We start from the raw sequence: 20,479 nt of genomic DNA, 5'->3' as shown, positions 1-20,479 counted from the left end.
TAATCAGACCCAGCTGCCCTTCCGTCGGGGCCGGATGGCGCGGGGGAAGAATTTCGCCGTCGTCCAGGAAATCAGCCGCACGTCGAGCCAGAAGCTGCGGTGGCGCTGGTAGAGCAGGTCGAGCGCCGCCTTCCGGGGGATGCAGATGCGGATATACGCGAGCTCCGTCTCCTCCGCCGTGTCGCAGGCCTCGAGGATCCGCGCTTCGTGCGGGGCGAAGACGAGGCTCGCCAGCCCGGTGACGCCCGGGCGCGAGTGCAGCACCTCGGCATAGAGGTCGGGGAACATCTCGACGTAGCGCCGGAGCGGCGGGCGCGGCCCGACGAAGCTGACGTCGCCGCGCAGGATGTTCCACAGCTGCGGCAGTTCGTCGAGCCGGAGGCGTCGCAGGGTGCGTCCGAGGGGCGTGATGCGGTTGGCCTTGTGACCGCCCGTCACGCCGCGGTCCGAGGGGTCGGGGGCCATGGTGCGGAACTTCCAGAGCGTGAAGGCCTCGGTCGCCGACCTCATCCGCTCGGATCCGTAGAAGATGGGCCCGTCCCCCTGCCGCCAGACCTTCCACGCCACCACGGCGAAGACCGGCGCGAGGAAGACCATCAGGTAGATCGAGAACAGGATGTCGAAGAGCCGCTTGCCGAAGGTCACGCCGTCGCCTCCCGCCATTCCGCGATCAGGGTCGCGGGCGTCGCCGTCGCCGGGGCTAGCGGCACGATCTCCGCGAGCCGCGTCGTGTCGAGCGCCACCTCCGGCAGCGCCGTCTCCGGGGCGGGAACGGCTTCCCAGTCCCGCCCCGCCGCGCGGAGCAGGTCCGCCATGTCGACGAGCCCCGGGGCGCCGAGGTTCAGGACGCAGGGCAGGGGGCCGGGATGTGCGGAGAGCGCCGCCAGCGTCCGGGCGAGCGTGACCGGCCCGATATAGTTCCGCCGCGGGCCGCGCCCGTCGGGGAAGATGTCGAGCCGGGGCGGCGCGGCGCCGAGCCGTCCGAGCAGCGCGTCCGCCCCCGCGACGTTGCCGAGACGCAGGCAGATGACCTCGGGCCCGTCCGGATTGGCCGACCGCCAGGCCGCCGCCGCCCGCTCCATGTCGTGCTTGGCCGCGCCGTAGGCATTGGCGGGCGTGGCCGGCCGGTCCTCGGTCAGTGGGCCGTGCGCCCGTCCGTAGATCGCCGAGGACGACATCAGGAGGACGCGCGCCACGCCGGCCGTCCGTGCCGCCTCCAGGGCGTCGAGCGCGGCGGCCGTGTTCCCGGCGAGCGCCGCCGCGTCGCCCGATGTGACACCGGCGAGGCAGATGAGCGTATCGCGCCCCGCGATCGTCGGGGCGAGTGGCCCGTCCGACCGCACGTGCCACGCCGGCCCCGCCCCCCAGACGGCACGAAGAAGGCGGCCGACGCGACCCCCGGCTCCGGAGACGGCGAGGCGGGACGGATCGGGGGCGACGGCAGGCATGGGGAGGCCATACAAGCCGCAGTTGCAGATTCAAGACACTCCGGTGCACGATCGCGCCGATCGCGCCCGCCGCGCTTCCCGCCGTCGCGGCGAGACGCCATTAAGCGCGTAACCTGATCCGAGGACGCCCATGCCGCGCTGGACCCGAGCCGCTCTCTTCGCCGTCACGTTCGTCGCGGGCGGCGTGGCGCAGGCGCAGATCGCGGGCGTGCGCTCGATCAACACCTACGGCGTGCCGGGCCTGATCGAGACGCCCTCGGCGCAGATGCAGCCCGACGCGGAGCTCACGACGAGCCTGACGCTTCTGTCCAACGACATCGGGCGGGGCCAGCTCGCCTTCCAGATCCTGCCCCGCGTCGAGGGCGTGTTCCGTTACGCCTCGGTGCCGGACTTCCTGCCGCGCGGAAACGGGGAGTTCACCCGTACCTACGACCGCAGCTTCGACGTCCGCGTTCAGCTTCTGGAGGAGGCGGGGTGGCGGCCCGCGGTGACGGTAGGTCTGCAGGATTTCGGCGGCACGGGGATTTACGGCGCGGAGTATCTTGTCGCCACCAAGTCCTTCGGCGACCTGACGGTCTCCGGCGGGATCGGCTGGGGCCGTCTCGGCGGGCGGGGCAGTTTCGGCAATCCGCTGGGCGTGCTGGACGACCGCTTCGATGACCGCCCGGGCTTCGACTTCGGTCAGGGCGGCGACTTCTCCCTCGACCGGTTGTTCCGGGGCGACGCCGCCCTGTTCGCGGGCGTGCAATACGACGTGACCGACCGCCTGACGTTCAAGGTCGAATACTCGCCCGACGAATACAGGGTGGAGCAGGCGCGGGGGCGCGACATCATCGACCCCGAGACGCCGCTGAACTTCGGTGTCGATTACGCGATCCGGCCCGGCATCCGGCTGGGGCTGCAGGCGATCCAGGGGACGGCGGTCGGCCTGACATTTCAGTTCGCGGCCAACCCCAGGCGCGCGCCGTTGGGCAGCGGGCTGGAGGAGACACCGCGTCCCGTCACGCTGCGCCCGGATTTTCGCGAGAATCCGGAGGTCTGGTCGCGGGGTTGGGTGGCGAACCCGGCGGGCCCGGCGGCGGTGCGGACCGCGCTCGACGCCGCGCTGGCGGAGGCCGATCTGGAGCTCGTGGCCACACGGCTCGATGCGACGCAGGCAGAGATCCGGTTCCGCAATCGCCGCTACACGACCGAGTCGCAGGCCATCGGCCGCGCCGCGCGCGCCGCGACCGCGGCGTTGCCGCCCTCGGTCGAGACGCTGATCCTGGTGCCGCTGAATGCAGTCGGCACCGCGGGGTCCGCCGTCATCCTGCAACGCAGTGACGTGGAGCGGTTCGAGAACGCGCCGGACGGCGCCGCGCAGATCCTCGCTGCGTCCCGCCGGGTGGACGCGGTCGCCCTGCCGAACGAGGGGCTGGTGACGGAGCCGGAGGCCTATCCGCGGTTCCGCTGGGCGCTCGGTCCCTACACGGCGACCACGACCTTCGACCCGGACAACCCGTTCCGCATCGACGTGGGCGCGCAATTGTCGGGTCGCTACCAGCCGGCGCCGGGCATCGTCCTCGACGGCGCCGTAAGGCAGAAGATCGCGGGCAACCGCGACGAATACGACCGCCGCTCCAATTCCGTCCTGCCGCGTGTGCGAACCAATACCTACCTCTTCGCCAAGGAGGACGGGCCGTTCATTCCCTACCTGACGGCGAACTACATCTTCCGTCCGGCCCCGGACTTCCACGGGCGCCTGTCCGCGGGTCTGCTCGAGACCCAGTTCGGCGGCGTCTCCGCGGAGGTGCTGTGGAAGCGCGACGGCTCGCCCCTCGCCATCGGAGCGGAGGTCAACCGCGTGCGGCAGCGGGAGTTCGACATGGCCTTCGGGTTCCGCGACCTCGACGCGACCACGGCCTTCGTGACCGGCTACTACGATCACGGCAACGGCTTCCTGAGCCAGCTCGCCGTGGGCCGCTACCTCGCCGGCGACGAGGGGGCGACCTACGCACTGGCACGAGAGTTCGCCAATGGCTGGCGCATAGGGGCCTACGCGACCAAGACGAACGTCTCCTCGGAGGAATTCGGCGAAGGCAGCTTCGACAAGGGGATCAGCTTGCGTATTCCGCTCGCCTGGATGACCGGGCAGCAAACACAAACTGGGGCCGGGTTCACGATTCAGCCGCTTTTGCGGGATGGCGGCGCGCGGCTGAACCTGCGCAACCGGCTCTATCCTCTGGTGCGGGATCAATCCGCGCCGGATCTATCCGACGACTGGGGGCGGTTCTGGCGATGACAAGGTTCTGGCGCCATGCGGGCCTCGCCGCGGCATTCGCCCTCGCGCTGACGGGATGCGGCAACGACATCCGGCAATCCCCGCTACGACTGGCGACGGCCGCCGTGGTGGACCTCGTTCGACCGGACACGCCCTCGGTGGATGCGCGCGCGCAGCTGACCCCGGAACTGATCGCCTCGGCCCCCGTGTCGATCCTGCTCGTGATCCAGCAGCAGGAAGATGTCGGCTTCACGCTCCTCGCCAACAGTGCAAACCTAGGCGTAATCGAATGGCGCAACACGGCGGGGCAGTCGATCCTGCGGCGCGATGGGATCGTCGCCGGTACCCGCGGCTTCGGCTTCGACCGTATGACGACGGATGTGACCGGCCTGATCCGTGCGCTCGCGACCGGAGGGGCGGACGGTGTGGTGCGGGTGAACCGCATCATCGATGGCGCGGGCGTGATCGAGGCACATAGGTTCCTCTGCAACGTGCGGCTGGTCGGGACCGAGACGCTGACGATCTACGGGCGCAGCTACGACACCCGTACGTATACCGAGAGTTGCGACGGACCCGGTGGGCGGTTCACCAACCGCTACTGGGTCGAAGCGAGTGGAACGATTAGGCGGAGCGTCGAGAGAATCACGCCCGAACTGGGCGATTTCGAGTTCGTCAGACTGAACGACTGACCAATTGGAGCCAAGGTGACGCATGGGCGGTTCTTTCGGTTCCGTTTTCGCGCGATCGAAGCCCGTTCTGTGACCAAGCAGCCGAAGATTCATCTTTCTGCAGCGATAATCGCGGAAACGCTTGATCGCTTGCGGTCACCGGAATAGCTCTCTCGGTAATCGCGTCGCCATTTGGAGTTTCACTCATGAAGACTATCCTTGCTTCCGTCGCCGCAGCCGCGCTGCTGGTGTCCCCCATTGCCGCATCCGCGGATCAGGACGTGCGCCTGACCGACAAGTCGACGCAGAACTTCGGCGGGTTCGACATGAACAACCCCGCCGTGGCCACGGCGTCGGTTCTCGTCGGCGGTCTCGCGTTGATCGCGATCGTTTCTGACGATGACGACGGCGATGATTCCAGCGGCAGCACGCCGGGTACTCCTGGTAGCGGTTCCGGCAGCACGAGTGGTACGAACTGAGCTAAAGCTCAATAGTTTCTGCGAAGGGCATGCTCTGGCATGCCCTTTCTCGTTTCTGGGCGCCTTCGTTCAGGAAAGCAGCTCAGGCGTCAGGCCCGGGCGCGCATGACGCCGAGGTCCAGCGTTTCGAGCACCTTGCGCTCGATATCCGCCGCCGTCAGGCCGGCCTCCGCATACATCTCGCCCGGCGCGCCCTGATCGAGGAACGCATCCGGCAGGACCATCGACCGGTAACGCAGACCATTGTCGAAGACGCCTTCCTCGGCCAGCAACTGCGCGACGTGGCTGCCGAAACCGCCGACCGCGCCTTCCTCGATGGTGATCAACGCCTCGTGATCCCGGGCGAGCCGCAGGATCAGGTCGCGGTCGAGCGGCTTGGCGAAGCGGGCGTCGGCCACGCTCGGGGAAATGCCGCGCGCGATCAGCTTCTCGCGCGCCGCCTCGACTTCCGGCAGGCGGGCACCGAAGGACAGGATCGCCACCCGCTCGCCCTCGTGAATCATCCGGCCGCGCCCGATCTCGATCGGCGTGCCGCGTTCCGGCATCTCGACGCCGACGCCCTCGCCCCGCGGGAAGCGGAAGGCGATGGGGCCGGTGCCATGCGCCGCGGCGGTGGCGACCATGTGGCGGAGTTCCGCTTCATCGGCAGCGGCCATGACCACGAAGTTCGGCAGGTTCGACAGGTAGGCGACGTCGAAGCTGCCGGCATGGGTGGCGCCGTCGGCGCCGACCAGCCCGGCGCGGTCGATCGCGAAGCGCACGGGCAGGTTCTGCAGCGCGACGTCGTGGACGACCTGATCGTAGCCGCGTTGCAGGAAGGTCGAGTAGATCGCACAGAACGGCTTCATTCCCGACGCGGCGAGCCCGGCGCAGAAGGTCACGCCGTGCTGCTCGGCGATGCCTACATCGAAGCAACGGGCGGGGAAGCGTTCGGCGAAGAGGTTGAGGCCGGTTCCGTCCGGCATGGCGGCGGTGATCGCGACGATGCGGTCGTCGCGCTCGGCCTCGCTGATCAGGCTCTGCGCGAAGACCTTGGTGTAGCTCGGCGCGTTCGATGCGGCCTTGGCCTGCGCGCCGGTCGTCACGTCGAACTTGGAGGTCGCGTGGCCCCCGTCGACCGCGCTCTCCGCCGGGCTGAAACCCTTGCCCTTCTTGGTGATCGCGTGGATCAGGATCGGCCCGGTCGCGCGCGACTTCACGGTGCGAAGCACGCTCAACAGGCTGTCCATGTCGTGCCCGTCGATCGGGCCGACATAGCTGAAGCCCAGCTCCTCGAAGAGCGTGCCGCCGAAGGTCATGCCCTTCAGCATCTCCTTCGCGCGCCGCGCGCCCTCCTGGAAGGGCGTGGGCAGGTAGCCGACGGCTTCCTTGGCGGCTGCCTTGAAGTCCTGGAACGGCGCGCCCGCATAGAGGCGCGACAGGTAGGAGGACATCGCGCCGACCGGGGGCGCGATCGACATCTCGTTGTCGTTCAGCACGACGATCAGGCGGGTGCCGAGATGGCCCGCATGGTTGAGAGCCTCGTAGGCCATGCCGCCGGTCAGCGCGCCGTCGCCGATCACCGCGATGGCGTCGCCCACATCGCCCGCGCCGAGTTCGCGGCCCGTGGCGAAGCCGAGCGCCGCGCTGATCGAGGTGGAGGCATGCGCCGCGCCGAACGGGTCATACGGCGACTCGCTCCGCTTGGTGAAGCCCGACAGACCGGCCCGCTGGCGCAGCGTACCCATCCGGTCGCGGCGGCCGGTGAGGATCTTGTGCGGATAGCTCTGGTGCGAGACATCCCAGATCAGCTTGTCGCGCGGCGTGTCGAAGACCGCGTGCAGCGCCACCGTCAACTCGACCACGCCAAGCCCTGCGCCCAGATGCCCGCCGGTGCGGGAGACGGCGTGGATCGTCTCGGAGCGGAGCTCGTCGGCCAGCTGCCGCAGGTCCCGGTCGGACATCGGCCGCAGGTCGGCGGGACCGGCAACGCGGTTGAGAAGGGGGGTGTCGGACGCGGTCATGCTGTCGGGGTCATCGGTCGGGGCCTCATCTGTCGCGGTCGACGACGTAGCGCGCGACCGAGATCAGGCTAGCAGCCCGGTCGCCGAAGGGCAAAAGGGCGCCCTCGGCGTCGGTCACGAGAGCATCGGCACGGGCACGGGCCTCGGCGACGCCGAGGAGCGAGACGAAGGTGGCCTTGCCTGCCTCGGCATCCTTGCCCGCGGCCTTGCCCATCGCCGCGGCATCGCCCTCCACGTCGAGGAGGTCGTCGACGATCTGGAACGCGAGCCCCAGATGGCGGGCGTAGGCGAGGAGCGGCGCGGGATCGGCGCGGCCCAGAATGGCGCCGGCGCGGCAGGGCCATTCGAGGAGGCGGCCGGTCTTCAACCGCTGCAACTCGGTGATGGCGTGGAGGTCGAGCGGCTCGGCCGCCGTCTCGGCCGCGATGTCGAGCGCCTGACCCCGGACCATGCCGGCCGCGCCCGCCGCCTGTGCCAGCGTCAGGACGAGCTCGGCGCGGATTGCCGGGTCAGGGTCGGTTTCCGCCCCGGCGAGAAGCTCGAAGGCGCAGGTCTGGAGCGCGTCCCCGGCCAGGACGGCGGTGGCCTCGTCCCAGCGGCGGTGCACGGTTGGCCGGCCCCGGCGCATGTCGTCGTCGTCCATGCAGGGCAGATCGTCGTGGATCAGCGAATAGGCATGCACCGCCTCGATGGCGGCCGCGGCGCGCAGGGCGCGGGCACGGGGCACGTCGAAAAGCGCCGACGTCTCCAGCACGAGGAACGCGCGAAGCCGCTTTCCGCCGGCGCTGGCGTAGCGCATCGCGTCGCCGACGGGCCCGTCGAACAGCGCCAGCGCGACGTCGAGTGCGGATTGCGTGTCGTCCTGCGCCGCGCGCAGCCTTTCGGCGAGGCTCACGGGTCGGCGGGCCGGGTGCCGGTGGGATTGCCGCCCGCGTCGAGGGTGATCTGCTCGACCTTCTCCTCGGCTTCCTTGAGCTTGGCGTCGCAGCGGGCCTTCAGCGCCGCGCCGCGCTCGTAAAGTTTGATGGATTCGTCGAGGGGCACGTCGCCGCGGTCAAGCTGGTTCACCACGCGTTCCAGTTCGGCGATGGCCTGCTCGAAGCTCATCGTGTTCACGTCGTCGGGGGCGTCAGCCATCGTCATGTCCTCGCAGCACGTCCACATGGGCGGCGCTGGCCTCCGCCAGCGCGTCGAGGTCATAGCCGCCTTCCAGGCACGACACCACCCGACCCCGCGCATGTCGCTCGGCGAGTTCGCATATCCGCTCGGTGAGCCAGACGTAATCCGCCGTGTCCCAGTTCAGGTTGGCGAGCGGGTCGGCGCGATGCGCGTCGAACCCGGCCGAGATCAGGACGAGCTTCGGTGCGAACGCCTCCAGCCGGGGCAGGATGTCGTTCGTGAACCGCGCGCGGACCGTGCTGCCATCCGAGCCGGGCGGCAGGGGCACGTTCATCACGTTGTCATGCGCTCCCTGCTCCGATGCCGCGCCGGTGCCCGGCCAGAGCGGCGATTGATGCGTCGACACGAAGAGCGTCCGCGCCTCGTCCCAAAGGAGATCCTGCGTGCCGTTGCCGTGGTGGACGTCGAAATCGACCACCGCCACGCGGTCGAGTCCGTGGTGGTCGAGCGCGTGCTTCGCGGCGATGGCGACCGTGCCGAAGAGGCAGAAGCCCATCGGCGTCGCCGTCTCCGCGTGATGACCGGGCGGACGCATGGCGACGAAGGCGGTGCGGCTCCGGTCCTCCAGCACGGCGTCCACGGCCTGCACGGCGCCGCCGGCGGCGAGCCGCGCGGCGTTCAGCGAGCCGGGGGCGAGGAACGTGTCGGCATCGAGCTGCGCCCAGCCTTCGGACGGGGATGCGGCGTCGATTCGGTCGAGATAGTCCTGCGGGTGACAGCGCAGCAGATGCGTGTCCGTGGCCGGGAGCGCGTCGCGCCGGTCGAGCGGCATGCCGTCGAGCGCCCGCCGGATCGCGGGCAGGCGGGCGACCTGCTCGGGATGGCCGGGCGGCGTGACGTGAAGGTCGGCGTCGGGATGGGTAATGAGAAGGGTCATCAATCTGGTGCCAGCATGTAGCCCTCGCCCCGCACGGTCTGCAGGTAGCGTGGCTGTTTCGGGTCGGCCTCCAGCTTGCGCCGGAGGCGGGTGATCTGCACGTCGACGGCGCGCTCGCTCGACATCTCGCCGTCGCGGCCGAGCTTCTCCACGAGGGAGGTGCGCGAAACGGGTTCATGCGGGTTGGCGGCGAGGGTGCGCATCAGGGTCGTCTCGGTGATCGTAAGTCGCACGGAATCCTCGCCGCGCAGGAGTTCCCCCCGGTCGAGATCGTAGCGCAGCGGCCCGAGATGCAGGATCTTCGGCATCGCGCTGCCGGTGGCCGGGGCGCGGCGCAGGATGGCCCGGAGACGCAGCAGAAGCTCCTTCGGTTCGAACGGCTTCGGAAGGTAGTCGTCCGCGCCCGCCTCGAGCCCGGTGATCCGGTCCGACGTCTCGCCGCGTGCGGTCAGCATCAGGATCGGCATGTCGCGGGTTTCGCGGATTTCGGCGCAGAGGACATAGCCGTTGTCGCCCGGCATCATCACGTCGAGCACGGCGAGGTCGAAGTCGAGCCCGGCGAGCAGCCGGCGCGCATGATCGGCGTCGCGCGCGGCCGTCGCGAGGTAGCCGTTGCGCATCAGGAACTTCTGCAACAGCCCGCGAATCCGTGCGTCATCGTCCACGAGAAGGACGTGAGTCTGCAGCGTCGGGGCCTCCCGGCCATCCTGCGCGGCCCGCGCGTCGTTCATGCGTCAGCTATCCTTCGCGGCCGTGAAGTGCCGCCTGAGTTCCGGGTCCATCATATGTTCGAGAACCTCCCGAAAGCCAGCCACAGCCACCGGGCCGGCCTCGCGGAAGGCCGCGCGCATCCGCGCGCGCTGCGCATCCGACAGTTCCCGCTCGAGGGCTTCGCCGGATTCGGTCAGGTGGAGATGCCGCTCCCGCCGGTCGCGGTCGCCGACGCGGCTGTCCACCAGCCCGTCCTCCACCAGCGTGCGCAGGACGCGGTTCAGCGACTGCTTGGTGACGCCGAGAATGCTCAGGAGGTTGTTCACCGTCGTGCCCGGGGTGCGATGGATGAAATGGATCGCGCGGTGATGCGCCCGTCCGTAATCGTAGCCGGCAAGGATGCGGTCGGGGTCGGCGGTGAAACCGCGATAGGCGAAGAACATCGCCTCCGTCGCCCGCCGGAGCTGTTCGTCCGTCAGGAACAGGAGATTTTCGCTCTGATCCTTGGTCATCCCGCCTCCTGCTCCGAAACTATGTCAGCCTTATTGACATTCCAAGGACCGATTGTTAGCGACGCGAAGATTTAACGCAACAATATGTCCGAAGCGGACACGCTTGCGACACATACGAGATGGAGACGACGATGGCCGGGTCATATGCGGAGCTCGACGGGCGGATCTGGATGGATGGCACCCTGGTCGACTGGAAGGACGCGAATGTCCACCTGCTGACCCATGCGATGCATTACGCGAGCGCCGTTTTCGAGGGTGAGCGGGCCTATTCGGGCACGATCTTCGAAAGCCGCAAGCATTCGCAGCGCCTGATCGACTCGGGTCGCGCGCTCGACATGGAGATCCCCTGGACCGTCGACGAGATCGAGGCCGCCAAGTACGAGACCATGCGCGCCAACGGGCTGGAAGACGCCTATGTCCGCGTGCTGGCCTGGCGCGGGGCGGGCGAGGACATGGGGGTCAGCTCCTCGCGCAATCCGATCCGCGTGGCGGTCGCGACCTGGGCCTGGGGCAGCTATTACGGCGACGCCAAGATGCGCGGCGCCAGGCTCGACATCGCCAAGTGGAAGCGTCCTTCGCCGGAGACGGCGCCGAGCCACGCCAAGGCGTCCGGCCTCTACATGATCTGCACGATGTCGAAGCATGCCGCCGAGGCGAAAGGCTGCTCCGACGCGATGATGTTCGACTATCGCGGCTACGTGGCCGAGGCGACGGGGGCCAACATCTTCTTCGTGAGGAACGGCGAGGTGCACACGCCCAAGCCGGACTGCTTCCTCAACGGCATCACGCGCCAGACCGTGCTGGGCCTGCTGGCCGATCGGCAGATCAAGGTCCACGAGCGTCACATCATGCCGGAGGAGCTGGAGGGCTTCGAGCAGTGCTGGCTGACCGGGACGGCGGCGGAGGTCACGCCGGTCGGGCAGATCGGCGACTACAACTTCGAGGTCGGGGCGATGACGCGCGACATCGCCGAGGCCTACGAGACGCTCGTCCGAAGCTAGCCGGCCGCGAGGGTGGAACGGCTCCGCCCCTTGGGGACGGAGCCGTCCGGACGCCGGGCCGACCCAGATGGACGGACCCGGGTGATGCACCGACGCAGCATCGGGTGGGGGCAATGAAATGCTGCGTCGGAATTCGGAGCATTGTGCTCCAACGGGCAACGATCTGACGCCTCGGAATGGCGAATCCGGGGAGGGGTCGCGGTCGACGCCGGATCATTTTGCGGCCGGATCGCGACAGGGTGAATGGTGCGCTAACCGACCTTCGCCCGGCCCGACGCGAATGGGCGCTTGAATCGCGTTCCCGCTCGCGCCACCTTCACGGGGATGAACGCACCGACGCCCTTTCCGCAGGCCGAGACCGTCCACTTCCAGCGCGCCGAACTGTCGGTGATCCTGTCGCTCTACGGCCGGTTCGTCGCCGCGGGCGAATGGCGCGATTACGGGATCTCCTCGCTGCGGGAGGTCGCGATCTTCTCGGTGTTCCGCCGCACCGCCGAACAGCCGATGTACCGGATCGAGAAGCGGCCGAAGATGGCAGCGAAGCAGGGCATTTATGCCGTCATCGGCATGGACGGCCGCATCCTGCGACGCGGCCACGACCTTAAGACCGTCCTTCGCGTGCTCGAGCGCAAGTTGATCCGCGCGGTCGACTGAGCGCCATGCTTCCTCTTGCCCGGGACGCAAATTTGCGATAGGGCGGGACAGGACGGATGGCAGAGATGATCCGTTCCCCTCATACATTTAGACAGACGAACGGGAGCGGCCTCGAATGGGCGCATCACGGTTTTTTGCCGCCGGCCTCGAGCTGTGGCTGACCAAGTACGAACAAAGATTGAAATGGCTGGCCGTTTATCTCGGCATCGCCAGCACCGTCGCCATCGTCCAGGATTGGGATCCGTGGCCCATGCTGCTGGGCCTGCCCTTTTGCATCATCTGGATGCTCTGCGCCTGGCTCCACGGTGAGAAGCAGCTCAAGTATCTCAACGTCCTCTTCAGCGGCCTCTATGTCTACGGCGTCATGCGCTGGCTGATGCTGGCCGGCTAGCGCGATCGAGGACGACGCCGACCCGCGGTTGCGACGGGTGGAGGGCCGCCGCCTAGTGGGCCCGCGGGGCTGCGGTGCGCGGCGCGAACGAACGGCGCCTGAATCTCACGACCTATGGCGCGAGCGCGTTTCCGGCCGGCGGCGCGCGACGATGTCGCCGCGTCCGGTCGGATCGTTCTCGCGGATGCGGGCGCGCGCCTCGGGCAGCGGTTCGTAGGCGACGGCCATGTGGTGCGCGTTGGCGTGTAGCAGGGTCCCGGGGTCGGACATCATTCCGACATGGCCCTGCCAGAAGACAAGGTCACCGCGCTGCAGGGGCTCGTCTTCCTCGAGCGCACGCCCGATCGCCTGCTGCTGATCGCTGTCGCGGGGGCAGTCGATGCCGCAGGCGATGAGCGCCTGCTGCACGAGGCCGGAACAGTCGATCCCCCAGCGGGAGCATCCGCCCCAGAGATAGGGCGTGCCGAGGAACGTGTCGGCCACGCCGACCGGATCGCCGAACCGCGCGCGGAGCGGTTGAAGGTGGCCCGTCGGGACGAAATGGCCGGTCGTGATCCGCTGGAAGTCGCCCTGATCGGCGGTGACCCGGACCTGGCTGCCGAAGAAGATCGCAACCTCCGCCGCCGCCTTCAGCCGGGCCTTCGGATAGAGATGCGTGGCCGGCGTCGCGACCCAATGCGTTGCCGCCTCCTGCCGGGTCAGCGCGCCGGAGATGACCCAGCCGCAATAGCCGTCGCGCGCCGATTGCCCGAAGGCGTAGCCGTCGCGCTCGTCGATGACCCGAAACGCCTCGCCGAAGAGGAGCTGGCTCGTCCGGTCGCCGCGCGGGCTCGCCGCGAGGTTGACGAGCGGTTGCTGCACGTTGCGGATCGTGCCCTTGACGTAGCGGGCCGCCTCGACCTTGCCGCGCAGCTCGTGCGCCGCGGCATGACCGTTTGCCGGGATCATGCGCGGATCGGCTTCGCTCATGAAGCGAGCACGTCCGTCAGCGAATCGAAAATCGCGCGAGCGCCCATGCCCACGCCTCCTTTCGGACGGGCGGGCGCGGGCGTGGGGTTCCAGCCGTAGATGTCGAAATGCACATAGCGGATCGTGTCGGGCACGAAGCGGTCGAGGAACAACGCCGCGGTGATCGAGCCCGCGAACCCGCCCGAGGGCGCGTTGTCGAGATCGGCGATCCCCGGCTCGATCATCGTCTCGTAGGGGCGGTGGAACGGCATCCGCCAGAGCGGGTCGCGCACCCGGTGGCCGGCATGGTTGAGCGCCATCGCGAGCGCGTCGTCGTCGGTGTAGTAGGGCGCGAGGTCCGGGCCGACCGCGACCCGCGCGGCCCCGGTCAGTGTCGCCATCGAAACGAGCAGATCGGGAGGCGTCTCGGCGGCGAGCGCGAGCGCGTCGGCCAGCACCAGCCGCCCCTCGGCGTCGGTGTTGTTGATCTCCACCGTCAGGCCGTTGCGCGCGGTGAGGATGTCGCCCGGCCGGAAGGCGTCGCCGGAGACGGCGTTCTCCACCGCGGGGATCAGGACGCGCAGGCGCAGCTTCATGCCGGTCGCCATGATCATGTGCGCGAGGCCCAGTACCGTCGCCGCGCCGCCCATGTCCTTCTTCATCAGCGCCATCGACGATCCGGGCTTGAGGTTCAGGCCCCCGGTGTCGAAGCAGACCCCCTTGCCCACGAGCGTCAGCGCCGGGCCCTCGTCCCCCCAGCTCATGTCGATGAGGCGCGGCGCGCGGCTCGACGCACGGCCGACCGTATGGACGAGCGGGAACCCGGCACGCAGGTCGTCGCCCTTCGTCACCGTGATCCGTGCGTCGTGCAGATCGGCGAGCGCGCGGGCGGACACTTCCAGATCGTCCGGACCCATGTCGTTGGCGGGCGTATTGATGAGGTCGCGGGTCAGGATTTCGCCCGCCGCGATCGCCTCGATCCGGGTCGCGTCGACGCCCTTCGGCGCCTTGAGCCGCGCCGCTTCCCGCGGCTTGCCGGCGTAGCGGGTGAACCGGTAGGCGGCCAAGAGCCAGCCGAGCGCGGCCTCCTCCACCTGGTTCGCGGTCATTTCGCCGTCGAGCGCATAGGTGCCGGCGCCGAACTTCGCGGCCGCCTCGGCGACGAGGAAGCGCTTGCGCGCCCTGTCCTTCGGGCCGCCGATGCCGAAAAGAACGCGGGCGACACCCATGTCGGGGGCGGGCATCCGCAGCATTTCGCCGGCCCTGGCCTCGAACCCGTTGGCCGCGACCCAGTCGCGCACGGCGTCCTCCTGCCCGGCGAGCCAGGCGTCGAGCCCGGCGGCAGTCAGGATGCGAAGGGGGATCGCGCGCGTGTCGGGATCGGCGAAACGGGGCAGGTCATCGGAATGCATCGGTCCTCGGCATGCGGGCTTGCGGCGCCGGTCACTCTAGCGCCCGTGCCGCTTGCCGCAAGGTCCGCCGCGGTTGCGAAGCGTCAGGCCGCGCCGTCCGGCTGCATCGCGCCGGCGAAGCTCCATTCCGCCACGGCGCCGGGACGGCCGAGGCGGACGAGCCGCGCGTGACAGGCCCGCATCCCGTATTCGTTGCCCTCGCCCAGGCAACGGATCACCGACCGGGCGACCTCCTCGAGCGTGACCATGCCGATCACCTCCGCCCGGCGGATCAGCCGCGAGCAGGTCCGCACCAGACCCTCGCGATCGTCCACCTGGCCTCTTGCGATCTCGACCAGCGTCTCGATCTCGGAGAGGATGTCCATCAGGAAGATCTCCGCGTCGATCCCCTTCTCGTCGCAGACCCGGAACAGGCGGTCGCGGTCGAAGGTGATGTGCTCGGTCGGGCGCAGGGGGATGGCGGCGGGCATGGTTGACTCCGTATCTCGATTGGCGGCAAGTTCGCTGCCAACCGGGGCAAAAGCGTGACGTCGCCGGGACGATGCCTTCGAGAAATCGCTCGAACTCCCGCCGAATTTCCGGGTAATTGCGGACAAAACCTCAGTTTCGGAGTCCCCATGAGACCCGCTCGGCCGTTGCCCGGATCGCTCATCCAACGCTACCACGGCTGGAAGGCCACGACCTTCGCCGAGAACGCCGCATGGTATCGCCGGCTGGCCACCGAGGGACAGCGACCGCGCGCGATGGTCATCAGCTGCTGCGACAGCCGGGTCCACGTCACGTCGATCTTCGGGGCGGAGCAGGGTGAGTTCTTCATTCACCGCAACATCGCCAACCTCGTCCCCCCGCACGAGCCGGACGGCCTGCGCCACGGCACCTCGGCGGCGATCGAATATGCGGTGACGGCGCTGAAGGTGTCGCAGATCATGGTGCTCGGCCATTCGCAATGCGGCGGCGTGCAGGGTTGCGAGGCGATGTGCTCGGGTCACGCGCCCGAGCTCGAGAAGGCCGAGAGCTTCGTGGGTCGCTGGATGGATTTGCTCCGCCCCGGCTGGGAGGAGGTGAAGGACATTCCCGATCAGGACGAGCGGCTGCGCGCGCTCGAGCGGCGGGCGGTGCTGACCTCGCTCGACAACCTGATGACGTTCCCCTTCGTCGCGAGCGCCGTCGAGGCCGGGGATCTGGCGCTGCACGGAATGTGGAACGACATCACCACCGGGGCGCTCGAGGTCTACGACGCGGCGTCCGACCGCTTCGTGGTGGTCTGAGACGACGGCGCGGAGCCTGTCAGGGCTGCCAGAACAGCAACTCGCCTTCCGGCCATTCGATGCTTACGTCGACCTCGACTTCGACCGCACCGCCGGCCGGCACGTCGAGGTTCCACTGGGCCACGCCCTGCCGGTCCTCCACGTCGGTCGCGTCCGGGCGGGGTCGGGCGTCGATGACGATCTCGATATCCTCCGCCTCGTCGTAGGGCAGGGCGTAGCGCGCCTCGACCGTTTCGGCCCTGTCCGACAGGTTGCGGATGCGGAAGCTGAGGTCCTGCCGCCGGTAGCCGGACGTCTGGAAGAACCCCCGGTCGCCGACCTCGTTCCCGGCGCGGACGAACTCGAGCGGCAGGTGCTCCTGCGGGCCGAAGGCGAGCTCCGTGTCATCGCCCGCGGGGATCGGCGGCAGGTAGGCCTCCCCGACCTTCTCCGCGTCACGGTAGAGCGCGACGGGACCGGCCAGCACCGGCTCGTCGGTGTCGTTGGTGAACGCGGCCATCAGGAAGGCGGTGCGGTCGGTGCGCGGGGCGGCGCGGTTGAAGACGCGCGCGTCGAAATCGAGCGTGTCGAGGAACAGCGTGACACGCTGGCCGTCGACGGGGACGTTCACGGGTTCGGGGTAGTCGTAGGCGACGATCGGGCCGTCGGTGTCGGCCGCGGCGCGGAGCGGCTCGTCGGCGGGCTTGGCGAGCCGCATCGCATCGAGGGTCGCGGCCTCGGGCGCCGCGTAGCGGGGCTCGGGGACGGGCCGCTCGCCGGTGACGACGAGGTTCGGCAGGACCTCCTGCGGCGTGTTCTGCGCGAACGGGTCGGCGGTGGACAGGCGCAGCGTCACGCCCGCGAGCGGCAGGCCGACATTCGAGAAGACCTCGACCTTGCGGACGAGCGTCACGCGGTTTGCCGCCTCGTCCAGCGTGGCGTCGTAGCGGGGCGTCCAGCCGGCCTGCGGCGCGAATTGCGCGAGCCTCGCGGTGACCGGACCGGGCGCGTCCAGCGTGACCGCGACGGCGAGAAGCGAGACGGGGCCGAGATCCGCGCCGGTCGCGTCGAAGTCGCGACGTGCCTGATCCTCGGCGCGCCGGGCATCCTCCAGATCGCGGCGGGCGTTGCGTTCGGCGTCGCGCGCGGCAGCGAGGTCGCGCTGCGCGGCGGCGACCGCCTCGCCGATGGACTGCGCCGTCTCGGTGACGGACCAGGCTTCGAGCCGGGTCACGTTCGCGCCCGAGATCGACCCGAGGAAGTCGAGCCGGGTCTCGGCGGCCTCGACCCCGGCAGATGCGCCCGTGCGTTCGTCCTCCGCCTGTTCGGCCGCGTCGCGCGCGTCGATCCAGACTTCGTAGGCCGCGCGCTGCGCCGGCGTGAAGAGATCGCGCCCGTCGATCCGGCCGCCGACGATCACCTCCTGCGGGCCGAGGGTGGCGCCCGCCACCTCGATCCGCGGCGGCCCGTCTGCGGCCGGCAGGACGGGCAGGAGGAGGCGGTGCGACCCGGCGGGCAGGTCCGTCTCCGCGACGCGCGTGATCGTCGCGCCGTTGGCGAAGATCACCGCCTCCGTCGCCGGGGCGGGCAGCAGAACGTCCTCGGCGAAGGCGAGGCTGGGCAGGCAGAGGAGCAGGATCGCGAGGCGCATGGGGCGGGGTCCCGAATGGATGGTTCGCCGCCCATTCTGGCGGGTCGGGGGCGCGCTGTCAGCCCCGCTCGATCAGCCCTTCCGCAGGACCCGCGTGCCCAGCGTCTCGGCGATCTGCACCGCGTTCAGCGCCGCGCCCTTGCGCAGGTTGTCGCTGACGACCCAGATGTTGAGCCCGTTCTCGACGGTCGAATCCTGCCGGATGCGGCTGACGAAGGTGGCGAAGTCGCCGACGCATTCGACCGGGGTGACGTAGCCGCCGTCCTCGCGCTTGTCGACGACGAGGATGCCGGGCGCGGTACGCAGGATGTCGCGGGCCTCGTCCTCGTCGAGGAAATCCTCGAACTCGATGTTGATCGCCTCGGAATGGCCGACGAAGACCGGCACCCGGACGCAGGTCGCGGTCACCTTGATCGACTTGTCGATGATCTTCTTCGTCTCCGCGACCATCTTCCATTCCTCGCGGGTGGAGCCGTCGTCCATGAAGGCGTCGATATGCGGGATGACGTTGAAGGCGATCTGCTTGGTGTAAACCGAGGGCGCCCGCTCCTGTCCCGGCACGTACATGCCCTTGGTCTGGTCCCAGAGCTCGTCGATCGCGTCTTTCCCGGTGCCGGAGACGGACTGGTAGGTGGAGACGACGACCCGCTTGATCCGGGCGCGGTCGTGCAGCGGCTTCAGCGCCACCACCATCTGCGCGGTGGAGCAGTTCGGGTTGGCGATGATGTTCTTCTTGGAATAGCCCTCGACGGCTTCCGGGTTCACCTCCGGCACGACGAGCGGGACGTCGGGGTCGTAGCGGTAGAGCGACGAGTTGTCGATCACGATGCAACCGGCCTTCGCGGCCCGCGGCGCGTGGGCCCTGGTCGCCTCCGAGCCGACGGCGAAGAAGGCGATGTCCCAGCCCGCGAAGTCGAACTGCTCGAGATCCTTGGTCTTCAGGGTCGCGTCGCCGAAGCTCACTTCGGTCCCCATGGACTTGCGCGAGGCCAGCGCCGCGATCTCGTCCACCGGGAACTGGCGCTCGGCCAGGATGTTCAGCATTTCACGGCCCACGTTGCCCGTGGCGCCGCAGACGACGACCCTGTATCCCATTTCCACGTCCTTCGCTTGGTGCGCGGTCCCTAGACCACGTGCACGGCAAACGGAAGGCCGCCGCTCAACCCCCGGCCAGCGCCTCGACGAGCTCGTCCTTCGTCATGCCGGATCGCCCCTCCAGATCGCGGTCGCGGGCCATCTCCATCAGCTCGTCCCTGGTGCGGTGGGACAGCGCGGCCTTCGAGCCGTGGCCGCGTCCGTCCTCGTCGGTGGCCGCCTCGATGGCGTCCAGAAGCGCGTCCTTCGACATCGAGCTGCGACCCTCGATGTCGAGGTCGCGGGCCCGGTCGTCGAGCATCTCCTTGGTCGGGCCCTGCGCCTTGATCCGGGCGACCTTCTCGCGCACGTCGTCGGGCTGATCCACGAACTGCTCGTCGCTGCCGCGCTTCTTCCGCGTGGAGCGGGCGTATTCGTCGTCGGTCAGGAGCATCCGCACCTTCCTCGGCAGGTAGCGCTCCCCCGTCTCTCCGCTCTCGCCGCCGGACTTCGTGCCCCAGTCTTCCTCGGTCCATTCATGCAGGCTGGTCTCGTCCTGCCCGGGCCCCGCGTCGTCGTAGCCGCCGCCGCGCTTCTTGTATTCCTGCACCGACATCTGCGCCTTGCGCGCGGACCATTGTCCGGGCTCGCCGCCCTTGTCGCCCTCGGTGATTTCCCGTTTCACCGTCTCCCAGAGGTCCGGGTCGGTGCGCTTCGCGTCGGTCATGGCATCCTCCGTCGGTTCGGGAGACAGAACGGCGCGGGCGACGGTCCGGTTCGACGCTGCGGCAGCGGGACGCGGGTCAGTCCCGGCTGTCGGGCGCGAAGAGATAGATCGCGCAGCCCGCCAGAAGCGCCAGCGCGAAGGTGGCGAAGAGGACGCGGTAGCCCGCCGCGCCGCCGCCCGCCCCCTCGAAGAGCGGGCCGGTGACGAACTGCATGATCCCCACGCCCCCGATCGAGCAGAGATTGAGGAACGTCACGCCGCGCCCCATCAGGTGCGCCGGAAAGAACGCGCGGCCATGCGCCATCGTCATCGCGTAGCTCGAGCCGAACGCGGCGATCGCGGCGAAGAGGGCGATTGTGGCGACGAGCGGCGGTACCGGGTCGAGCCACAGCACGGCGCAGGCGACGGCCCCGAAGAGGTTTCCGATTATCACCACCCATTTCCGCGTGCCGAACAGCCGGTCGAGCGGGCCGTAGGCGAAGTTGCCGACGATCATCGCCGTTCCCATCGCCAGCGTGACGGGGCCCACCAGCGCCGCGCCGTAAAACTCCGCGACGTAGGGTCCGGCCCAGAGACCGCGCAGCCCGGCGGCGGGCGCGTAGTTCACCAGCAACATCGGGGCGACGAACCAGACCGCCGGGATGCGCAGGACGTCGAGGAGGGACCCGCGTGTCGGGCCCGTCACCGCCTCGGGATCGCGCACGAAGGCCCAGCAGCCGATGGCCGTCGCGACCGTGACCGCCGTCAGCGCCCACATCGCGCCCCGCCAGCCGACCGCGTCCGCCGCGAGGCTGAGCGGGACGGACGCGGCGATATTGCCGAGCGAGCCCACGCCGACGAGGACCGAGGCGAGCGTGGCGAAGACGGCCGGGCGGTAGACGCGCGCGAAGATGTAGTAGCTCGCCATCAGGACCGGTGCGCATCCCACGCCGATCAAAGCCATCGCGACCGCGATCTGCCAGCCCGCCTGTGCCGTCGCGAAAAGCGCGGCGCCGCCGCCGCCCGCCGCGCCCAGAAGCACCGCCGCGGTCCGCCGCGGCCCGAGCCGGTCGAGCGCAAGCCCGACGGGGATCTGCATCGCCGCGAAGGCGATGAACCAGATCCCCGAGGCGAAGCTGAGATCGGCCGGCGTGAGGGCGAGGTCGGCCAGCAGGTCGGGGGCCAGGACCGCGAGGAAGGCCCGGTAGAACTGGCTCAGGATGTAGGCCAGGAGCAGGAGGACGAGACCGCGTTTCAT

The 20,479-nt window shown here is 69.3% G+C and carries 22 protein-coding genes; 7 read left to right on the top strand and 15 right to left on the bottom strand.

Annotated features, from left to right (window positions below; all coding sequences use genetic code 11):
- Window positions 1–3: 3 nt before the first annotated feature.
- Both Q1A87_RS13540 and Q1A87_RS13535 read right to left on the bottom strand, forming a co-directional pair.
- Window positions 4–663 carry a sugar transferase gene (locus Q1A87_RS13540; RefSeq protein ID WP_363323000.1) on the bottom strand — a complete coding sequence of 220 codons (660 nt, stop codon included), beginning with the start codon at window positions 661–663 and terminating at the stop codon, window positions 4–6.
- Complete coding sequence (locus tag Q1A87_RS13535; RefSeq protein ID WP_299652211.1) at window positions 642–1,448, bottom strand: NAD-dependent epimerase/dehydratase family protein; 807 nt, start codon at window positions 1,446–1,448, stop codon at window positions 642–644. Before Q1A87_RS13535 ends, Q1A87_RS13540 begins: the two co-directional genes overlap by 22 nt.
- Before the next feature lie 130 nt (window positions 1,449–1,578).
- Here Q1A87_RS13535 and Q1A87_RS13530 point away from each other — a divergent pair, with 130 nt between their 5' ends.
- The 3 genes from Q1A87_RS13530 to Q1A87_RS13520 all read left to right on the top strand — a co-directional run bounded on the left by Q1A87_RS13530 (window position 1,579) and on the right by Q1A87_RS13520 (window position 4,855).
- Window positions 1,579–3,729 (top strand): YjbH domain-containing protein, encoded by a 2,151-nt coding sequence (locus tag Q1A87_RS13530; protein ID WP_299652209.1) that lies wholly within the window; start codon window positions 1,579–1,581, stop codon window positions 3,727–3,729.
- The gene (locus Q1A87_RS13525) at window positions 3,726–4,397 is read left to right on the top strand and encodes a YjbF family lipoprotein (RefSeq protein WP_299652207.1); all 672 of its coding nucleotides are present in this window, start codon (window positions 3,726–3,728) and stop codon (window positions 4,395–4,397) included. Before Q1A87_RS13530 ends, Q1A87_RS13525 begins: the two co-directional genes overlap by 4 nt.
- A 185-nt stretch (window positions 4,398–4,582) precedes the next feature.
- Complete coding sequence (locus Q1A87_RS13520) at window positions 4,583–4,855, top strand: hypothetical protein (protein ID WP_299652205.1); 273 nt, start codon at window positions 4,583–4,585, stop codon at window positions 4,853–4,855.
- 89 nt (window positions 4,856–4,944) lie between these two features.
- Here Q1A87_RS13520 and dxs read toward each other — a convergent pair whose 3' ends face one another.
- From dxs to Q1A87_RS13490, 6 genes are read right to left on the bottom strand one after another with little or no spacing between them, the layout of a single operon-like run.
- Window positions 4,945–6,858, bottom strand: coding sequence for a 1-deoxy-D-xylulose-5-phosphate synthase (dxs, locus tag Q1A87_RS13515; RefSeq protein WP_299652203.1), 1,914 nt, complete (start codon window positions 6,856–6,858; stop codon window positions 4,945–4,947).
- A 25-nt stretch (window positions 6,859–6,883) separates the two neighbouring features.
- On the bottom strand, window positions 6,884–7,753 hold the full coding sequence (locus Q1A87_RS13510) for a farnesyl diphosphate synthase (protein ID WP_299652201.1): 870 nt from the start codon (window positions 7,751–7,753) through the stop codon (window positions 6,884–6,886).
- The gene (locus tag Q1A87_RS13505; RefSeq protein WP_299652200.1) at window positions 7,750–7,995 is read right to left on the bottom strand and encodes an exodeoxyribonuclease VII small subunit; all 246 of its coding nucleotides are present in this window, start codon (window positions 7,993–7,995) and stop codon (window positions 7,750–7,752) included. Before Q1A87_RS13505 ends, Q1A87_RS13510 begins: the two co-directional genes overlap by 4 nt.
- Complete coding sequence (locus Q1A87_RS13500) at window positions 7,988–8,914, bottom strand: histone deacetylase family protein (protein WP_299652198.1); 927 nt, start codon at window positions 8,912–8,914, stop codon at window positions 7,988–7,990. Before Q1A87_RS13500 ends, Q1A87_RS13505 begins: the two co-directional genes overlap by 8 nt.
- Entirely contained in the window at window positions 8,914–9,645 is a 732-nt protein-coding gene (locus Q1A87_RS13495) for a response regulator (RefSeq protein WP_299652196.1), read from the bottom strand. Before Q1A87_RS13495 ends, Q1A87_RS13500 begins: the two co-directional genes overlap by 1 nt.
- Window positions 9,646–9,648: 3 nt before the next feature.
- Window positions 9,649–10,137 carry a MarR family transcriptional regulator gene (locus Q1A87_RS13490; RefSeq protein ID WP_299652194.1) on the bottom strand — a complete coding sequence of 163 codons (489 nt, stop codon included), beginning with the start codon at window positions 10,135–10,137 and terminating at the stop codon, window positions 9,649–9,651.
- Between the two features lie 131 nt (window positions 10,138–10,268).
- Here Q1A87_RS13490 and Q1A87_RS13485 point away from each other — a divergent pair, with 131 nt between their 5' ends.
- The 3 genes from Q1A87_RS13485 (at window position 10,269) to Q1A87_RS13475 (ending at window position 12,183) form a co-directional block, all read left to right on the top strand.
- Window positions 10,269–11,138 carry a branched-chain amino acid aminotransferase gene (locus tag Q1A87_RS13485; protein ID WP_299652192.1) on the top strand — a complete coding sequence of 290 codons (870 nt, stop codon included), beginning with the start codon at window positions 10,269–10,271 and terminating at the stop codon, window positions 11,136–11,138.
- 324 nt (window positions 11,139–11,462) lie between these two features.
- A complete protein-coding gene (locus Q1A87_RS13480) occupies window positions 11,463–11,792 on the top strand; it encodes a DUF2794 domain-containing protein (RefSeq protein WP_299652239.1) in 330 nt (109 codons plus the stop codon).
- A gap of 115 nt (window positions 11,793–11,907) precedes the next feature.
- The gene (locus Q1A87_RS13475; RefSeq protein WP_299652190.1) at window positions 11,908–12,183 is read left to right on the top strand and encodes a peptidase; all 276 of its coding nucleotides are present in this window, start codon (window positions 11,908–11,910) and stop codon (window positions 12,181–12,183) included.
- Window positions 12,184–12,288: 105 nt separating this feature from the next.
- On the opposite strand, the gene Q1A87_RS13470 is transcribed toward Q1A87_RS13475, so the two are convergent.
- The 3 genes from Q1A87_RS13470 to Q1A87_RS13460 all read right to left on the bottom strand — a co-directional run bounded on the left by Q1A87_RS13470 (window position 12,289) and on the right by Q1A87_RS13460 (window position 15,013).
- On the bottom strand, window positions 12,289–13,152 hold the full coding sequence (locus Q1A87_RS13470) for a C40 family peptidase (protein ID WP_299652188.1): 864 nt from the start codon (window positions 13,150–13,152) through the stop codon (window positions 12,289–12,291).
- The gene (locus Q1A87_RS13465) at window positions 13,149–14,543 is read right to left on the bottom strand and encodes a leucyl aminopeptidase family protein (protein ID WP_299652186.1); all 1,395 of its coding nucleotides are present in this window, start codon (window positions 14,541–14,543) and stop codon (window positions 13,149–13,151) included. The genes Q1A87_RS13470 and Q1A87_RS13465 overlap by 4 nt, the downstream gene beginning before the upstream one ends.
- An 83-nt stretch (window positions 14,544–14,626) precedes the next feature.
- Complete coding sequence (locus tag Q1A87_RS13460) at window positions 14,627–15,013, bottom strand: hypothetical protein (protein ID WP_299652184.1); 387 nt, start codon at window positions 15,011–15,013, stop codon at window positions 14,627–14,629.
- Between the two features lie 147 nt (window positions 15,014–15,160).
- On the opposite strand from Q1A87_RS13460, the gene Q1A87_RS13455 reads away from it, so the two are divergent.
- Entirely contained in the window at window positions 15,161–15,811 is a 651-nt protein-coding gene (locus Q1A87_RS13455) for a carbonic anhydrase (RefSeq protein ID WP_299652182.1), read from the top strand.
- 19 nt (window positions 15,812–15,830) lie between these two features.
- Here Q1A87_RS13455 and Q1A87_RS13450 read toward each other — a convergent pair whose 3' ends face one another.
- The 4 genes from Q1A87_RS13450 to Q1A87_RS13435 all read right to left on the bottom strand — a co-directional run bounded on the left by Q1A87_RS13450 (window position 15,831) and on the right by Q1A87_RS13435 (window position 20,479).
- Window positions 15,831–17,441: a DUF4139 domain-containing protein gene (locus Q1A87_RS13450; protein WP_299652180.1), complete on the bottom strand. Its 1,611-nt coding sequence runs from the start codon at window positions 17,439–17,441 to the stop codon at window positions 15,831–15,833.
- A 72-nt stretch (window positions 17,442–17,513) separates the two neighbouring features.
- Window positions 17,514–18,536: an aspartate-semialdehyde dehydrogenase gene (locus Q1A87_RS13445; RefSeq protein WP_299652178.1), complete on the bottom strand. Its 1,023-nt coding sequence runs from the start codon at window positions 18,534–18,536 to the stop codon at window positions 17,514–17,516.
- 64 nt (window positions 18,537–18,600) lie between these two features.
- On the bottom strand, window positions 18,601–19,242 hold the full coding sequence (locus Q1A87_RS13440; RefSeq protein WP_299652177.1) for an aspartate-semialdehyde dehydrogenase: 642 nt from the start codon (window positions 19,240–19,242) through the stop codon (window positions 18,601–18,603).
- A 76-nt stretch (window positions 19,243–19,318) separates the two neighbouring features.
- Window positions 19,319–20,479, bottom strand: a complete 1,161-nt coding sequence (locus tag Q1A87_RS13435; protein ID WP_299652175.1) for an MFS transporter — start codon at window positions 20,477–20,479, stop codon at window positions 19,319–19,321.

Source organism: uncultured Jannaschia sp. (assembly GCF_947494055.1).
Classification (GTDB): Bacteria; Pseudomonadota; Alphaproteobacteria; order Rhodobacterales; family Rhodobacteraceae; genus Jannaschia.
The sequence above is the reverse complement of the archived record's forward strand: the minus strand, read 5'-3'. Positions and strand labels throughout refer to the sequence as shown.

What these genes read in the sequence shown, in the direction of transcription:
- Q1A87_RS13440 (WP_299652177.1), bottom strand. Translation starts at nt 19,242, where the DNA reads ATGACCGACGCGAAGCGCACCGACCCGGACCTCTGGGAGACGGTGAAA.
- Q1A87_RS13445 (WP_299652178.1), bottom strand. Translation starts at nt 18,536, where the DNA reads ATGGGATACAGGGTCGTCGTCTGCGGCGCCACGGGCAACGTGGGCCGT.
- Q1A87_RS13525 (WP_299652207.1), top strand. Translation starts at nt 3,726, where the DNA reads ATGACAAGGTTCTGGCGCCATGCGGGCCTCGCCGCGGCATTCGCCCTC.
- Q1A87_RS13465 (WP_299652186.1), bottom strand. Translation starts at nt 14,543, where the DNA reads ATGCATTCCGATGACCTGCCCCGTTTCGCCGATCCCGACACGCGCGCG.
- Q1A87_RS13535 (WP_299652211.1), bottom strand. Translation starts at nt 1,448, where the DNA reads ATGCCTGCCGTCGCCCCCGATCCGTCCCGCCTCGCCGTCTCCGGAGCC.
- Q1A87_RS13450 (WP_299652180.1), bottom strand. Translation starts at nt 17,441, where the DNA reads ATGCGCCTCGCGATCCTGCTCCTCTGCCTGCCCAGCCTCGCCTTCGCC.
- Q1A87_RS13530 (WP_299652209.1), top strand. Translation starts at nt 1,579, where the DNA reads ATGCCGCGCTGGACCCGAGCCGCTCTCTTCGCCGTCACGTTCGTCGCG.
- Q1A87_RS13495 (WP_299652196.1), bottom strand. Translation starts at nt 9,645, where the DNA reads ATGAACGACGCGCGGGCCGCGCAGGATGGCCGGGAGGCCCCGACGCTG.
- Q1A87_RS13455 (WP_299652182.1), top strand. Translation starts at nt 15,161, where the DNA reads ATGAGACCCGCTCGGCCGTTGCCCGGATCGCTCATCCAACGCTACCAC.
- Q1A87_RS13435 (WP_299652175.1), bottom strand. Translation starts at nt 20,479, where the DNA reads ATGAAACGCGGTCTCGTCCTCCTGCTCCTGGCCTACATCCTGAGCCAG.
- Q1A87_RS13520 (WP_299652205.1), top strand. Translation starts at nt 4,583, where the DNA reads ATGAAGACTATCCTTGCTTCCGTCGCCGCAGCCGCGCTGCTGGTGTCC.
- Q1A87_RS13540 (WP_363323000.1), bottom strand. Translation starts at nt 663, where the DNA reads ATGGCGGGAGGCGACGGCGTGACCTTCGGCAAGCGGCTCTTCGACATC.
- dxs (WP_299652203.1), bottom strand. Translation starts at nt 6,858, where the DNA reads ATGACCGCGTCCGACACCCCCCTTCTCAACCGCGTTGCCGGTCCCGCC.
- Q1A87_RS13480 (WP_299652239.1), top strand. Translation starts at nt 11,463, where the DNA reads ATGAACGCACCGACGCCCTTTCCGCAGGCCGAGACCGTCCACTTCCAG.
- Q1A87_RS13475 (WP_299652190.1), top strand. Translation starts at nt 11,908, where the DNA reads ATGGGCGCATCACGGTTTTTTGCCGCCGGCCTCGAGCTGTGGCTGACC.
- Q1A87_RS13500 (WP_299652198.1), bottom strand. Translation starts at nt 8,914, where the DNA reads ATGACCCTTCTCATTACCCATCCCGACGCCGACCTTCACGTCACGCCG.
- Q1A87_RS13470 (WP_299652188.1), bottom strand. Translation starts at nt 13,152, where the DNA reads ATGAGCGAAGCCGATCCGCGCATGATCCCGGCAAACGGTCATGCCGCG.
- Q1A87_RS13460 (WP_299652184.1), bottom strand. Translation starts at nt 15,013, where the DNA reads ATGCCCGCCGCCATCCCCCTGCGCCCGACCGAGCACATCACCTTCGAC.
- Q1A87_RS13485 (WP_299652192.1), top strand. Translation starts at nt 10,269, where the DNA reads ATGGCCGGGTCATATGCGGAGCTCGACGGGCGGATCTGGATGGATGGC.
- Q1A87_RS13490 (WP_299652194.1), bottom strand. Translation starts at nt 10,137, where the DNA reads ATGACCAAGGATCAGAGCGAAAATCTCCTGTTCCTGACGGACGAACAG.
- Q1A87_RS13505 (WP_299652200.1), bottom strand. Translation starts at nt 7,995, where the DNA reads ATGGCTGACGCCCCCGACGACGTGAACACGATGAGCTTCGAGCAGGCC.